The sequence below is a fragment of the Brevundimonas sp. SL130 genome, from assembly GCF_026625805.1.
In the GTDB taxonomy this organism is placed as follows: Bacteria; Pseudomonadota; Alphaproteobacteria; order Caulobacterales; family Caulobacteraceae; genus Brevundimonas.
In genome coordinates, this window is sequence record NZ_CP113064.1 from 1,643,307 (window position 1) to 1,656,563 (window position 13,257).

General features: G+C 65.1%; 15 protein-coding genes and 3 tRNA genes. 13 read left to right on the top strand and 5 right to left on the bottom strand.

Annotated features, from left to right (window positions below; all coding sequences use genetic code 11):
- Positions 1-36 precede the first annotated feature (36 nt).
- The 3 genes from mgtE to OU998_RS08175 all read right to left on the bottom strand — a co-directional run bounded on the left by mgtE (position 37) and on the right by OU998_RS08175 (position 1,969).
- Positions 37-1,455 (bottom strand): magnesium transporter, encoded by a 1,419-nt coding sequence (gene mgtE / locus OU998_RS08165; protein ID WP_267516517.1) that lies wholly within the window; start codon positions 1,453-1,455, stop codon positions 37-39.
- A gap of 62 nt (positions 1,456-1,517) precedes the next feature.
- Positions 1,518-1,602 (bottom strand) — tRNA-Leu (locus OU998_RS08170).
- A 115-nt stretch (positions 1,603-1,717) separates the two neighbouring features.
- Positions 1,718-1,969 (bottom strand): FliM/FliN family flagellar motor switch protein, encoded by a 252-nt coding sequence (locus OU998_RS08175; RefSeq protein WP_267516518.1) that lies wholly within the window; start codon positions 1,967-1,969, stop codon positions 1,718-1,720.
- Between the two features lie 65 nt (positions 1,970-2,034).
- Between OU998_RS08175 and lipB the strand changes: the two genes are divergently transcribed.
- The 4 genes from lipB to OU998_RS08195 all read left to right on the top strand — a co-directional run bounded on the left by lipB (position 2,035) and on the right by OU998_RS08195 (position 5,558).
- Positions 2,035-2,751, top strand: coding sequence for a lipoyl(octanoyl) transferase LipB (lipB, locus tag OU998_RS08180; protein ID WP_267516520.1), 717 nt, complete (start codon positions 2,035-2,037; stop codon positions 2,749-2,751).
- A gap of 126 nt (positions 2,752-2,877) precedes the next feature.
- A complete protein-coding gene (locus OU998_RS08185; protein ID WP_267516522.1) occupies positions 2,878-4,362 on the top strand; it encodes a hypothetical protein in 1,485 nt (494 codons plus the stop codon).
- A gap of 74 nt (positions 4,363-4,436) precedes the next feature.
- Positions 4,437-4,931, top strand: coding sequence for a peptide-methionine (R)-S-oxide reductase MsrB (msrB, locus tag OU998_RS08190; protein WP_267516524.1), 495 nt, complete (start codon positions 4,437-4,439; stop codon positions 4,929-4,931).
- Positions 4,932-4,979: 48 nt separating this feature from the next.
- Positions 4,980-5,558, top strand: coding sequence for a hypothetical protein (locus OU998_RS08195; RefSeq protein WP_267516526.1), 579 nt, complete (start codon positions 4,980-4,982; stop codon positions 5,556-5,558).
- Positions 5,559-5,642: 84 nt separating this feature from the next.
- Here the strand turns inward: OU998_RS08195 and OU998_RS08200 are convergent, their stop codons facing one another.
- Together OU998_RS08200 and OU998_RS08205 are read right to left on the bottom strand one after the other, a co-directional pair.
- A complete protein-coding gene (locus tag OU998_RS08200) occupies positions 5,643-7,577 on the bottom strand; it encodes a methyl-accepting chemotaxis protein (protein ID WP_267516528.1) in 1,935 nt (644 codons plus the stop codon).
- 311 nt (positions 7,578-7,888) lie between these two features.
- Positions 7,889-7,963: transfer RNA gene (locus OU998_RS08205), tRNA-Thr, on the bottom strand.
- 110 nt (positions 7,964-8,073) lie between these two features.
- On the opposite strand from OU998_RS08205, the gene OU998_RS08210 reads away from it, so the two are divergent.
- The 9 genes from OU998_RS08210 (at position 8,074) to OU998_RS08250 (ending at position 12,844) form a co-directional block, all read left to right on the top strand.
- Entirely contained in the window at positions 8,074-8,271 is a 198-nt protein-coding gene (locus tag OU998_RS08210) for a hypothetical protein (protein WP_267516530.1), read from the top strand.
- 103 nt (positions 8,272-8,374) lie between these two features.
- Positions 8,375-9,664 (top strand): UDP-N-acetylglucosamine 1-carboxyvinyltransferase, encoded by a 1,290-nt coding sequence (murA, locus tag OU998_RS08215; RefSeq protein ID WP_267516532.1) that lies wholly within the window; start codon positions 8,375-8,377, stop codon positions 9,662-9,664.
- On the top strand, positions 9,654-10,139 hold the full coding sequence (locus tag OU998_RS08220) for a DUF2948 family protein (RefSeq protein ID WP_267516533.1): 486 nt from the start codon (positions 9,654-9,656) through the stop codon (positions 10,137-10,139). Before murA ends, OU998_RS08220 begins: the two co-directional genes overlap by 11 nt.
- A complete protein-coding gene (locus OU998_RS08225; RefSeq protein WP_267516534.1) occupies positions 10,136-10,603 on the top strand; it encodes a UPF0262 family protein in 468 nt (155 codons plus the stop codon). Before OU998_RS08220 ends, OU998_RS08225 begins: the two co-directional genes overlap by 4 nt.
- Positions 10,604-10,706: 103 nt before the next feature.
- Positions 10,707-10,925, top strand: coding sequence for a translation initiation factor IF-1 (gene infA, locus OU998_RS08230; RefSeq protein WP_008261544.1), 219 nt, complete (start codon positions 10,707-10,709; stop codon positions 10,923-10,925).
- The gene (locus OU998_RS08235; protein ID WP_267516548.1) at positions 10,926-11,507 is read left to right on the top strand and encodes a Maf family protein; all 582 of its coding nucleotides are present in this window, start codon (positions 10,926-10,928) and stop codon (positions 11,505-11,507) included.
- Positions 11,504-12,544, top strand: a complete 1,041-nt coding sequence (locus tag OU998_RS08240) for a ribonuclease E/G (RefSeq protein ID WP_267516549.1) — start codon at positions 11,504-11,506, stop codon at positions 12,542-12,544. The genes OU998_RS08235 and OU998_RS08240 overlap by 4 nt, the downstream gene beginning before the upstream one ends.
- Positions 12,541-12,705 (top strand): DNA gyrase inhibitor YacG, encoded by a 165-nt coding sequence (locus tag OU998_RS08245; RefSeq protein ID WP_267516550.1) that lies wholly within the window; start codon positions 12,541-12,543, stop codon positions 12,703-12,705. The genes OU998_RS08240 and OU998_RS08245 overlap by 4 nt, the downstream gene beginning before the upstream one ends.
- Before the next feature lie 63 nt (positions 12,706-12,768).
- Positions 12,769-12,844: transfer RNA gene (locus OU998_RS08250), tRNA-Phe, on the top strand.
- Positions 12,845-13,257 lie beyond the last annotated feature (413 nt).

Genomic DNA, 13,257 nt, shown 5'->3' on the forward strand with positions numbered 1-13,257 from the left:
CAGCAGCATGGGGCCAGCCACCATAGGGCCAGATTTTTACAACAGAACCATGGTCGCGAGACCGAGGAAGATCAAAAAGCCGAAGAAATCCGTCGTGGCGGTGACGAACACCGCCGACGAGACAGCGGGGTCGAACTTCAGCTTGGACAGGGTCAGAGGCGTCAGCACGCCGATACAGGCCGCCACCAGCAGGTTCAGGATCATGGCCGCGCCGATCACTAGACCGATCTTCCAGTCCTCGTCGCGGAACCAGAAGCCCGCCGCCACGCCGATCAGGGGCGCCAGGATCAGGCCGTTGGCCATGCCGACGGCCAGTTCGCGCAGGAAGGTCCGCATCGCGTTGGCCGAGTTCAGTTCGCGTGTCGCCAGGGCGCGTACGGTGACGGTCAGGGCCTGGGTGCCGGCATTGCCGCCGATGGCCGAGACGATGGGCATAAGCACCGCCAGGGCGACGATCTGCTGGATGGTGGCTTCGAACAGGCCGATGACGCTGGCGCCCAGGGCCGCCGTCGCCAGGTTGATCGCCAGCCAGGGCACGCGGCCGCGCACGATCTCGGACACGGACGAGCCGCGGTCCTCGTCGGCGACGCCGGCCAGACGCAGGATGTCCTCGCGGTTTTCTTCCTGAATGATGTTGACGATGTCATCGACGGTGATCTGACCCACCAGCCGCCCGGCCGCATCGACGACGGGGGCTGAGATCAGATGGTATTTCTCGAAGATGTAGGCGACCTCTTCCTGGTCCTGATCGACGGCGATCACATTGATCGGCTCCATCAGGTCCGCCAGAGCGGCGCTGCGCGGGGCGCGCAGCAGGCCGCTGATCGGCAAGCCGCCGACCGGACGGTTCAGCGGATCGACCACATAGATGTCGAAGAACAGCTCGGGCAGGTCGTCGCCCTGCTTTCGGATATGGTCGATGGTGTCGCCGACGCTCCAGAACTGGGGCGCGGCCATCACCTCGCGTTGCATCAGGCGCCCGGCGGACTCCTCATCATAGCCCAGGCTGTTTTCGATCGCGGCGCGATCGATGTCGGGCATGGCGGCCAGGACGCGTTCGCGCTGGTCGTCCTCCAGATCCTCGACCACGGCGGCGGCGTCGTCGGAATCCAGTTCCTGAAGCGCCTCGGCCAGGGTTCCGTGCGGCACCCGTTCGAGCACCTCTTCGCGGATGCCGTCGTCCAGTTCGGGCAGGGTCGCAGCCAGCAGCTCGGGCGGCAGCCACAACACCACGACAGCACGGTGTTCCGACGTCAGAAAGCCCATCAGGTCGGCGACGTCGGCGGGGTGAAGATCTTCCAGCAGCGACCGCAGCCGCATGCCGTCGCCGTCGTCGGCGGCGTCCACGACTTTTTCGACGAATTGAGGGGTGAGGACATAGTCCTCGTCCAGGGCGGCGTGGTCTTCGTTATCAGGCGCTTCGGCTGGAGCGAAGGCGGAGTCCGTGGTGCTCACGTGGTCGCCTCCCTTGGTATGTCCAGCCGTAGTTAGCCGATGAATCGCCCTGTTTAGCCAGATGGTGCGGTCGAGAAGACTCGAACTTCCACGGGTTGCCCCACAGCGACCTCAACGCTGCGCGTCTACCAATTCCGCCACGACCGCTCGCATCGGAGGGGCGGCGAATAGACGAAGCCGCCGGAAAAGGAAAGGGGAATTGAACGCGGTGCGGCGCATGAAATACAGAGCGGAAAAGCGCGGCCCTGTCCGCCGCCTGAAGTCAGGCCGAACCGGCCATGAAGTCGTACAGGTCAGCGGGACGGGTGACGGTGATGGCGATCCGGTCATCGCGAATCTCGATCTCGCCGCGCGCCACCGGGTGGTTGTTCGCCAGGATCCAGACTTCGTCGCCTTCGGCCGCATCCAGGGGAATCACGGCGCCGCGACCCATCCGCAGCAATTGCGACATCGGCAGCACCATACGGCCCAGCACCACTGAAATTTCGACGTCGACGGCGTTGATCTGGGACACAGGCGCTCTCTTTCACTGCGAGGTCGTCACTTGCGCAAACGCCTCGCGCTACACATTGAAGCCTTATGCTTGCCGACCCGTTAAGTCCTGACCTTTTGAAACTGCACCGCGAGGATGATCGCCCTGTCGAATGGGCCGTGTCGTCCGGCTATGTCGATTATGCCGCAGCCGAGGCCTTCATGGAGGCCCGCGTCGCCGCCATCGCTGCAGGGGAGGCGGGCGAGATGGTCTGGCTGCTGGAGCATCCACCCCTCTATACGGCCGGCGTTTCGGCGCGGGACGAGGATCTGCTCGACGCGGGGCGGTTTCCGGTCCACCGGACCGGACGCGGCGGGCAGTTCACCTATCATGGGCCGGGCCAGAGGGTCGCCTATGTGATGCTGGACCTGAACCGGCGCGGCCGGGACGTGCGCGCCTTCGTGCGGGGCCTGGAACAATGGCTGATTGGGGGGCTGGGCCAGTTTGGGGTCAAGGCGGACGTGCGGGACGGCCGGGTCGGGGTCTGGGTCGAGCGCAAGGGCGCCGGCTGGGCGCGCGAAGACAAGATCGCCGCCATTGGCGTCAAGGTGCGCAAATGGGTCAGCTTTCACGGCGTTAGTCTGAACGTCGAGCCGGATCTGGACCATTTCGGCGGCATCGTGCCCTGCGGCATCCAGGAACACGGTGTCACCAGCCTGGTCGATCTGGGCGTTCTGGCGACGATGGATGAGGCGGACGCCGCCCTGAAGTCCAGTTTCACGCGCCTGTTCGGCGCGGTGGTCGAGGGGCCGGCGCCGTTCTGAACCCCGGCCGGGTCGGCGCAATCGGTGTGACATTTGGGCGAAAGCGCGGCGACAGGGGTTGGCAAGCCTAGGAGGCTTAAGGTTTAACGTCGGCGCCAAGCTTATCGCCCAAGCCCAGGAGCTCTTATGAACCGCCTGATCGCCGCCGCCTCGGCCGCCGTCCTGTCCCTGACCCTGGCCGCCGGCGCCGCCTCGGCCCAGGATTTCCGCGCCTTGGCGCAGCAGGATCTCCAGACGGTCCATGACGCCCTGGCCGCCAACCACCCCGCCGCCGTCGTTCCGGGCGCGCCCAGCGAGGCCTTTCGCGCCTGGATCGACGCCGGTCTGGCCGACGCCCAGTCCAAGGTGGGCCGCGTCAACAGCGGCGACAGCCACGCCTATCTGCTGCGGTACTACGCGAACGGCTTCCGGGATTCGAACATCTCGGTCAGCCCGACCTATGAAGGACTTGGCCCGTTCTTCGGTATAGGCTGGTCAGGGGTCACCATGGCTTGGCGTGACGGCAAATATGTCGTCGCAAATGTGAAGCCCGGGCTCCGCAACGCCCCGCCAGTCGGGTCGGTCTTGATCGACTGCCTCGGCAAAAGCGCTGCTGATGTGGCCGCGGAACGCCTGGACCGCTGGGAAGGCGACCTGACGACCGAAGCCGATCGGGTCCGCACCGCGCCCTATCTGCTATGGAACCGCAACAATCCGTTCACCGGCGGCATGCCTGCGTTGTGTAATTTCCAGACCGGCCGCCGTACCAAGGAATACCCGCTACAGAACCAGCCGGTCGACGCCGCCAGCCTTGAAGCCGCCTATCGCGCCACCGTCTATACGCCCGGCGCGACGCCGTTGGCGATCGAGACCGTAAACGGCCGCCCGTGGCTGCATGTTCACACCCTGGGCGACAAGGCCGATTTTGACGCCTTCTTCGCCGCCGTCGATGCTCAGCTAGGCGCTATTCGTGGCGCCCAGGGCTTCGTCATCGATCTGCGCGGCGCCAATGGCGCATCGCTGAACGCGACGGGGCGCGGCTATGTCCTGGCCAACCATATCTGGACGCCAGAATTCACCGTCAGCCGCCAGCCTGAAGCCGGCTCCATCACCTATCGCGCCACCCCGGCCAATCGTCAGTGGTTCGCCGACACCCTGGGTCGGATGCAGGCCGATCCTCGCTTCGTTCAGGAATCGGGCGCCGTGATCGAACAGACCCAGGCCATTGTCGCCGCCTTTGATTCCGCCCTGGCCGCCGGGCAGGCCACCTTCACCCTGCCGGGCCGCCCGTCAGTGCCGGACACCGGCGTCGCCAATCCGGTCGCCGGGCCGGTGATCGTTCTGGTGGACGGGGGCTGCACCAGCGGCTGCCTGGACACCCTGGACCTGCTGACCCGCCTGCCGAACGTCCGGCTGGCTGGATCAACCACGGGAGAGGACACGATCTTCATCGAGCCGACCGTGCAACGCCTGCCGTCCAACTATGCGGACCTCACCTACGGCCACAAGGCCTGGATGACCCGCCAGCGCGGCAATGACGCGCCCTTCGCGCCTGCGCAGGGCCTGGCCTACACCGGCAATCCGACGGATGAAGCCGCCGTCCGGACCTGGGTCGCCACCCTGTTCCAATAAAATCGTCCGCATCGCGCGGGCTATGGGGGCGGGCAGGGGTGGAACCTCGGCCCGCCCCTTCTTATTTGGGATCCATGACTGATATCGCCCCGTCCGCCGACCGCCTCCTCTCGCCTTCGGGCTATGACCTGACCCCGCCGGACGAGGCCGAACGCGCCCGGCTGGAGGCCGACCTGAACCCTGAGGAGAAGCGCGTCCTGCTGTCGCACGGCACCGAGGCGCCCTTCTGCGGGACATTGCTCGGCGAAAAGCGGGCCGGCGTCTTCTGCTGTCGGGAATGTGGTCTGCCCCTGTTCAAGAGCGGGACCAAGTTCGAGAGCGGTACAGGCTGGCCCAGTTTCACAGAACCGGTTGATCCCGCCCACGTCCATGAGATCCGCGACACCAGCTACGGCATGATCCGCATCGAGACCCAGTGCGCCCGCTGCGGCAGCCACCAGGGCCATGTCTTCCCCGACGGCCCGCCGCCGACAGGAAATCGCTATTGCATCAACTCGGTAGCCCTGAGCTTCGTGGCCTCGGGCGCCCCGCTTCCGGACCCGTTGCGGCGAGGCGACGGAAACGCCTGACCTTGGCCTCAATCGCTGTGCTAAGATAATGTCGAAGGGAGACCGCGCATGCTGATCGCAGGACTACTGGCCGCCATGGCCATGACGGTTTCGGACGGCGATCCCGACGGCGTGGTCGCCACCGCGCCCTCTAACGCTCCGACATTGGCCGAGGCCATGAACGCGCCGCCTGAGGCCGCCGCGGCCGCCCCCACCGCTCAGGACGCCCAGCCTCACGGCCTGACCACGGAACAGCAGATCCAGCATTGGCTGGACAGCCGCACCCCCGGCGCCAATTTTGACGAGGCGGCGTCGCCCGGTCCCCAGGATGACCGTCAGGTCCACGGCATGGTCGAGGCGGGCATCGGCACGGGCGGCTATCGATCCTACGCCGCCGCTGTGTCCTTGCCGATCGGAGAGAACGGCCGGCTGGACCTGTCTTACCGCGAGGGGCGTAATGAGCCCTGGGGCTATGGCTACGGCGGCTATGGCCTGCGGGGCCCAGGCTTCTATTCGCCCTATGGTGCGGCCCGCAGCTATGGCGGCAATTCCACCAGCAAGTCCCTGTCTGTGGGACTCAGCTGGAGCAAGGATGAGGATTCCGGCGAACGGGATCCCTGGCGCCGCGGACTTTCTGCTTACGACTGAGAAGACTGTGCGATCAGGCGTTCGACCGATACGCCATTAGCGCCTAGCGTCGGCGAAAAGGTCCTGGGCGGCCCGTCGGCAGGATCAGAATTCGTCCCACTCTTCGGTCTTCAGAGCCGTGTTTCCGAGAACGCCGAGAGCCATAGCGGTTTTGGGAGCCTGAGCACGCGGCTTTGCGATCTTGGGCTTAGCCCTGGGCGTCCTATGGTTTTGATCGTTTGCGGAGCGCGTGACCGCGGGCGGATTGCGGACCTTGAAGCGTGACATCAGGTCGTCCAACTCGCCCGCTTCGTTCCTGAGCGAATGCGAGGCGGCGGTGGATTCTTCCGTCATGGCCGCGTTCTGCTGGACCATCCGGTCCATGTCATTAACTGCAGTACTGACCTGGGTGAGACTGGAAGCCTGTTCCTGGGCCGAGGCGCTGATTTCTTCGACCAAACCGTCGATGGCGGCGAACTGGTCGAGAATGCGCGTCAGCCGGTCGCCCGATTCCGCGACCAGAGCGACGCCTTGGCCGACCTGCTGGCTTGAGGTCGAAATCAGACCCTTGATCTGCTTTGCGGCCTCGGCGGATCTTTGCGCGAGCGCCCGAACCTCTTGGGCTACGACCGCAAAACCGCGACCGGACTCGCCCGCTCGCGCGGCTTCTACGCCGGCGTTGAGGGCCAGAAGATTGGTCTGAAATGCGATCTCGTCGATCACGCCGATGATCTGTGTGATCTCGGTTGAGGATTTCTCGATCTGACTCATTGCGGCGATCGCCTTGCGCACCACGTCGCCCGAGGCCTGAACGTCGCCTTTGGCCGAAGCCACGACCTGGGACGCCAGTTGGGAGCCGGAGGCGGTGCGTTTCACCGTCACTGTGATCTCTTCAAGCGCAGCGGCGGTCTCCTCCAGAGACGCGGCCTGTTGTTCGGTGCGTTTTGACAGGTTGTCGGACGCGGAGGCGATTTCGTCCGAGCCTACCCGGATGGCCGAGACGTTTACGACGACGGCGGCCATGGCTTCGCCCAGCCGATGCACTGCGCCATTGAAGTCCTGTTGCAGCTTTATGTAGTCGGGCGGGAAAGTCTGGTGCAACTGCACTGTCAGATCGCCTTTGCTGACCGCTTCCAGACCCACTGCCAGCGCTTCAACCACAGCGGCCTGACTTTGAGTGGCTTCTTCGGACAACAGCTGGCGTTGGCGGCGTTCCGCCTCGGCGGCCTCACGGGTCGATAGGGCCTCGGCTTCCAAGCGCAGCTTTTCAGTCGCGGCGTCGCGGAAGACCACCACAGCACTGGCCATTTCGCCCAGTTCGTCGCGTCGCCCGGCGGCGGGTATGTCGATGGCGAGCTCTCCCTGCGAAAGGCGGCGCATGGCTGCGGCCATCGCCTGGATAGGTCCTGAGACCTTGGCCAGAATGAAGTGGGTCGATACGATAAGCAGGGCCAGGGCGAGGAGGGCGATCCCGCCGATCAGCCACATGGACGTTTCGAAAGCCTTTGTGGCGGCCTGACCTTCGGTGCGCGCGACGCGGGTTTGCAAATCGACAAGAGCGCCGACACTGGCCGTCACCGGGTCGATGGCGGTATAAAGCTGTTGATCGGCAAACCTGGCCAGAGCGGCCGTGTCGCCGCTGCTTAGAACGCCTTCGAGCCGAGCAACCGCTGCGTCGGCCGCAGGCAGGTCGGCGATCGTCTTGTCCACCAATGCCTGTTCTTCAGACGTCATTCGGGTGCCCTTGTAGGCCGCCCAATTCTCGCTGATCGCTGCCTTGGCGGCCTCCACGCTCGCTTGCGCCTGCGCCGGCGACATCGCACCCGCGCGGGTCTTGTGAACCGTATCGACGATATTGACCGCATACATGTCGCTGACGATCTTCAGTTGCTGCATCGGCACGACCCGGTCAGCAATAATCGACTGTAGGCGTTGCTCGACCTGGCTTTGTGTCACCCAACTCGTCGTTCCCACCGCCAGCATAGCCATGCCAAGCGCGCCTATACAGGCGATCAGTCGGACCTTGATGGTTAACTTCATGAGTTCCTCGAAGCGAGACATATTGTGACGCAACGATGAAATCAGATAAGGCGAATATCCTTATTTTTCTTGTCTATGACTGATTAAGGAAACATTGGATTTGATGTCAGGAATTGCCCGATTAACAGGCGTTAGTGCTTCAGACGATCTGGGTTGTCAGGCGCTGTGTATTTTCAGTGCGAGCAGCCTGCGGTCATGAATGACACGCGAAACAGTCGACGGACAAACATCCGGACCGGGACGCTCAGATTGTCTGGGAGGGGAGTGAGATGCGGGCGGGCTATGAAAAGCCCGCCACACAAGGTCTCAGATGGTGCCGCCGGGGGGAATCGAACCCACGACCTCAGCCTTACCAAGGATGCGCTCTACCACTGAGCTACGGCGGCCCCGACTGAGGAAGCGGCCGTATAGCCAGAGGCTTCCGGGGAGGGAAGCGGTTTTTTGACGATCTGAAAGAAAGTTTGGACACGGCCCCTGATCACGGCATTCTAGCGCCATGACTCGCTCTCCGTACGATGCTGATACGCCGCCTCTTGCGCCCCTCGCGGCGCCGCCCGCCGAATCGGCCGCGCCGTCGGAGGTGGAACGAGCCCGCGCTGAGCGGGCGATCCGGCTGGCCTCGGCCCTTCGCGCCAATCTGCGTCGCCGCAAGGCGCCGGCCCGCACCCCGGCGACGCCCAAAGACAGCAACTGAAAGTCATCGGCTCGCGCCCGCTCCGCCCTTTGGCAAGCGCGCGCCGGCTTGCTAGAGAACCATCCCCCCGAGGCGTTTCCTTCGGGCGCGCTTCAAGGACGTCATGGACAGTATCGCCATTCAGGGCGGCGCCCAGCTTTTCGGGGATATTCCCGTCAGCGGCGCCAAGAACTCCGCCATCAAGCTGATGGCCGCCTCGATCCTGACGGATCAGCCCTTGCTGCTGACCAATATGCCGCGTCTGGCGGATACCCGCTTCCTGGGCCAGTTGCTGCGCCAGTTCGGCATCGAGGTGACCGAGCGTGACGGCGCGGACGGCCAGGAAAGCCTGTTCCACGCCAAGACCCTGAGCTCGACCTTCGCCCCCTATGATCTGGTTCGCCAGATGCGGGCCTCGTTCAATGTCCTGGGGCCGCTGCTGGCCCGGACCGGCGAGGCCAAGGTGTCGCTGCCCGGCGGTTGCACCATCGGCGCCCGGCCGGTGGATCTGCACCTCCAGGCCCTGACGGCCTTGGGCGCCGAGATCGAGCTGGAAGAAGGCTATGTCACCGCCAAGGCGCCCAAGGGGCTGAAAGGCGCAGAGATCGAGTTTCCGTTCGTCTCGGTCGGCGCCACCGAACACGCTCTGCTGGCCGCCGTTCTGGCCCAGGGCACGACCGTGCTGCGCCGCGCCGCGCGAGAGCCCGAGATCGGCGATCTGGCGCACTGTCTTACGGCCATGGGCGCGAAGATCGAGGGCATCGACACAGACGTCCTGACCATCACCGGGGTGTCGTCGCTGAACGGCGCCACCTGGTCGGTGATTCCCGATCGCATCGAGATGGGCTCCTACGCCGTCGCCGCCGCCATGGCCGGGGGCGAAGTGCGCCTGACCAAGGCGCGGGCCAATCTGATCGGCGCCCTGACCGACAAGATGATCGAGGCCGGGGTCGAGGTGTCGCCGACCGACGACGGCGTGCGGATCAAGCGTGATCCGAAGGTGCGGTTGCAGGCGGTCGATATCGAGACCGCCATCTACCCCGGTTTCGCCACCGATCTGCAGGCCCAATTCATGGCCCTGATGACCATGGCAGAGGGCGTCAGCACGGTGCGTGAGACGATCTTCGAGAACCGGTTCATGCATGTGCCCGAACTGGCGCGGCTGGGGGCCGAGATCTCGGTCCACGCCGGCGAGGCCCAGGTCCACGGGGTCGAGGTTCTGCACGGCGCCCAGGTGATGGCCACCGACCTGCGGGCTTCGATGTGTCTGGTCATCGCCGGTCTGGCCGCCCAGGGTGAGACGACCGTCGGGCGCGTCTATCATCTGGATCGCGGTTTCGAGCGTCTGGAAGAAAAGCTCGGTGCGTGCGGCGCCGATATTCGTCGGATAAAGGGAACGGGTGATGAGCACTGAGATCGACGCCGTCCCTTCCGTTCCCAGCACGCCGGTCGAGCCGCTGCGCCTGCTGGCGGAGGACGCCGACGATCTGCAGATCATCTCCGCCGCCCTTCAGGACGCGATCCTGAGGCCCGTCGACATCGTTTGGGAAAAGCAGGCCCGCACCCTGACCATCGCCTTCAGCCGCTTCTGCTGGGAATGTGGCGGCACACGGGTGATGTGCGCCATGCAATTCGGGGACGTGATGGCGGTCAAGAGCCGCCGTCTGTCGCGCAGTCCCGACGCCTCTCTGGAACTTCTGGCCCTGGATTTCGTGCCGGCTGAGGCGCCGGGCGGGCGGGTGATTCTGATGTTCGCGGGCGGCGGCGATCTGCGAATCGACGTCGAGTGCCTGGACGCCGTGGTCACGGACATCTCCGAGCGGTGGCCGGCGCGGGTGGCGCCGACCCATCTGGACGCCCCCGAACTGGATGAAGGGAATGCGGCATGAGCGGTCCCCATAGGCTGGCGTCGGTCGAGCTGGATACGGTCACCCTGCCGGCGGCGACGGCCGAGATCGAGCATGAGCGCCGTGTGGCCATCTTCGACCTGGTCGAGAAAAACAGCTTCGAACCGGTGGGGGCCGAGGGCGGCCCGTATCGGCTGAAGCTGTCGCTCCAAGACAATCGGCTGGTGTTCGACATTGACGGCGACGGCTTCACCCGGACCTACGCCATCAGTCTGACGCCGCTGAAGAACGTCATCAGGGACTATCTGCTGATCTGCGACAGCTACTATGAGGCGCTGCGCGGTTCGTCCCCCAGTCAGATCGAATCGGTCGACATGGGCCGGCGCGGTCTGCACAACGAGGGGGCCGATCAGCTCAAGACGCGACTGGACGGCAAGATTGTCGTCGATCACGAGACCGCGCGACGCCTGTTTACGCTGCTCTGCGCCCTCTACCGTCGCGGCTGACCTCGACTATCTCTGCGTTTTCGGGCATTAGGCCCCTCCATTCCGCCCCTCGCGCCCGCCCGGCGTGGGGTCGAACGCATATTCAACGGGCGTGAGAGGCCGCATGGCTAAGGAAGAACTGCTCGAGTTTCCCGGCACCGTCAGCGAACTGCTGCCGAACGCCACCTTCCGCGTGACGCTTGAGAACGACCACGAGATCATCGCCCACACCGCGGGCAAGATGCGCAAGAACCGCATCCGCGTGCTGGCCGGCGACAAGGTCCTGGTGGAGATGACGCCCTACGACCTGACCAAGGGTCGCATCACCTATCGCTTCAAATAAGTGAGCGCGGGTCGTCCCGAACTGGTGCTGGCCTCGGCCAGCCCGCGCCGCATCGAATTGCTGGCGCAGGTCGGCATCAAGCCCGACCATATTGATCCCGCCGACATCGACGAGACGCCGCTAAAGGGCGAAACGCCGACGCGTCTCGCCGAACGTCTCGCCACCTCCAAGGCTCAGGCCGTGGCGGCTCGGCGTCCGGATGCGGTGGTGATCGCCGCCGACACGGTCGTTGCGGTGGGGCGGCGCTTCCTCGAGAAGGCCGCAGACGAGGCGGAAGCGACTCGTTTCCTGAAACTGCTGTCGGGCCGCAATCACCGCGTCTTTACGGGTGTGGCTGTCGTGCGCGACGGCAGGCTGTCTTCGCGGGTCAATGAGACGCGCGTGACCTTCAAACCGCTCTCGGACCATGAGATCGCCGCCTATGTCGCCACGGGCGACTGGCGCGGCAAGGCCGGCGGTTACGGTATTCAAGGCCCGGCCGGGGCCTTCATCCAGCGAATCGTCGGCAGCCATCCGTCGGTGATGGGGTTGCCGCTCTACGAGGCGGTACAGTTGCTGCACGGCGTCGGCTGCCGGGCATGAGTGGCGAAATCGAGGTTTTCCTCGACGAAGCGCCGGGCGAGACCCGCGGCGCGGTGATGCGCGACGGCCGCTATACCCACCTGCTGATCCATCGTGACAGCGATCCGCTCCAGCATCGTCTGGGGGCCCGGTCCGTCGGTCGGGTGACCGAGATCAATCCGGGCCTGCGCGGCGCCTTCGTCGATCTTGGTTCCGGCGTTCCGGCCTTTCTGCCCTTTTATCGCAATGAGCGCCTGACCCAGGGCGAAAGGCTGGAGGCGACGGTTGTCGCCGAGCCGCGCGCCGGCAAGGGGGCGGTCCTGCGTCGCCTCGGGCCGGGGGAGGGGGCGCCCCGGCTTCTGGAAGCGGCGCCGAGCATCGCCGCCCAAGTGCGTGACCTCGCCGAGGGCGTGGGGCCGACGACAGGTCTCGCGGCTATCGACGCGGTGGCTGAGGCGGAGGAGGAGGCGCTGGCGCCCAGCCATGCCTTCGCCTCGCACGGAATCGACCTCGCCATTGAACGCACCCGCGCCCTGATCGCCGTCGATATCGATCACACGGCCGGGACGGGCCGGGATCCAAAACAGGCGCGAGCGGCGGCGAATCGCCTGGGACTGAACCAGGCCGCACGGCTGATCGGGCTGCGAAACTGGGGCGGTCTGATCGTCATCGACCTGGTCGGAGGCGCGGAGGACGCGGCCGCCGGAGACAAGGCCGCTCGCATGGCCTTTACTCAGGAACCCCAGGCCGTGTTCGGCCCGATCAGTCGATTTGGCCTGTTGCAGATGTCTCTGCCGTGGCGGCGGACCCCTATAGAAGAGATACTGTTCGAGGGCGGCCGCCGGCCGTCGGTACAGACCGAGGTCCTAGCCCTGGCGCGTGCGCTACGCCGACGGTTGTTGTCCGACACCCAGTCTCCGAGCATCGTCGTGCGTTGTGCGCCGGAGGAAGCGGCTATTCTCGGCCCTCTGGCCGCCCGGATTGGGCCGCGTGCGTCAGTACGGGCCGATGCCGCCGTGCGTCGCGGGTGCGGCCGCATCGAAGGACCTGATCGATGAGCACCTGTCCCATCTGTCGCAAGGCCGACGCCGACCCGAAGTACAAGCCCTTCTGTTCCCGGCGCTGTTCCGAGGTTGACCTTCAACGTTGGTTCACCGGCGCTTACGCCATTCCGGCCGCGCTGGACGAAGGCGCAGAAGATGATGTCGAAAAGGACTGAAACGGCGCTGGACAGGCCGAAAAGCCTCGCCTATAGACCCGCCTCTCGCGACGCCGCGTCGGCGCCTGGATAGCTCAGCTGGTAGAGCAGCGGATTGAAAATCCGCGTGTCGGTGGTTCGAACCCGCCTCCAGGCACCATCTTTTATTTGGCCGCGAAAAACCCCTTCATCACGCCCCTTCGGTCAATCCCCTGGGCTTAGCCCTTGTGCGTCACAGCGCCGCGATCCGCTCCGGGGGACGGATGACCCGAGAAACCCTTCCCGAGAAGTCAAAAACTGCGTGGGATGGCGCTTTCGAACAAGCTTGCGCCAACTGGTTCAAATTCATCATGGAAATGTCGTGCTTCGGCAAGGGGGAGGGCGGAGCCGGCAAGATATGACTGATCTTCGTGCCTTAGGGGAAAACCCGCTCTTGTCCCTTGACGCTCCGGTAAGGGTTCGCCAAAGGGGTTGCGACGCTCTCCCATAAAGGCGTCAGACGGATTCTCAGGAGGCGCGTTCTCCAACGGTTCGAACATCGGAGGCGGTACGGGCGACCGGACTAGTCTCCAC

What these genes read in the sequence shown, in the direction of transcription:
- OU998_RS08200 (WP_267516528.1), bottom strand. Translation starts at nt 7,577, where the DNA reads ATGAAGTTAACCATCAAGGTCCGACTGATCGCCTGTATAGGCGCGCTT.
- OU998_RS08220 (WP_267516533.1), top strand. Translation starts at nt 9,654, where the DNA reads ATGAGCACTGAGATCGACGCCGTCCCTTCCGTTCCCAGCACGCCGGTC.
- msrB (WP_267516524.1), top strand. Translation starts at nt 4,437, where the DNA reads ATGACTGATATCGCCCCGTCCGCCGACCGCCTCCTCTCGCCTTCGGGC.
- lipB (WP_267516520.1), top strand. Translation starts at nt 2,035, where the DNA reads ATGCTTGCCGACCCGTTAAGTCCTGACCTTTTGAAACTGCACCGCGAG.
- infA (WP_008261544.1), top strand. Translation starts at nt 10,707, where the DNA reads ATGGCTAAGGAAGAACTGCTCGAGTTTCCCGGCACCGTCAGCGAACTG.
- OU998_RS08245 (WP_267516550.1), top strand. Translation starts at nt 12,541, where the DNA reads ATGAGCACCTGTCCCATCTGTCGCAAGGCCGACGCCGACCCGAAGTAC.
- OU998_RS08195 (WP_267516526.1), top strand. Translation starts at nt 4,980, where the DNA reads ATGCTGATCGCAGGACTACTGGCCGCCATGGCCATGACGGTTTCGGAC.
- OU998_RS08210 (WP_267516530.1), top strand. Translation starts at nt 8,074, where the DNA reads ATGACTCGCTCTCCGTACGATGCTGATACGCCGCCTCTTGCGCCCCTC.
- OU998_RS08225 (WP_267516534.1), top strand. Translation starts at nt 10,136, where the DNA reads ATGAGCGGTCCCCATAGGCTGGCGTCGGTCGAGCTGGATACGGTCACC.
- OU998_RS08240 (WP_267516549.1), top strand. Translation starts at nt 11,504, where the DNA reads ATGAGTGGCGAAATCGAGGTTTTCCTCGACGAAGCGCCGGGCGAGACC.
- OU998_RS08185 (WP_267516522.1), top strand. Translation starts at nt 2,878, where the DNA reads ATGAACCGCCTGATCGCCGCCGCCTCGGCCGCCGTCCTGTCCCTGACC.
- murA (WP_267516532.1), top strand. Translation starts at nt 8,375, where the DNA reads ATGGACAGTATCGCCATTCAGGGCGGCGCCCAGCTTTTCGGGGATATT.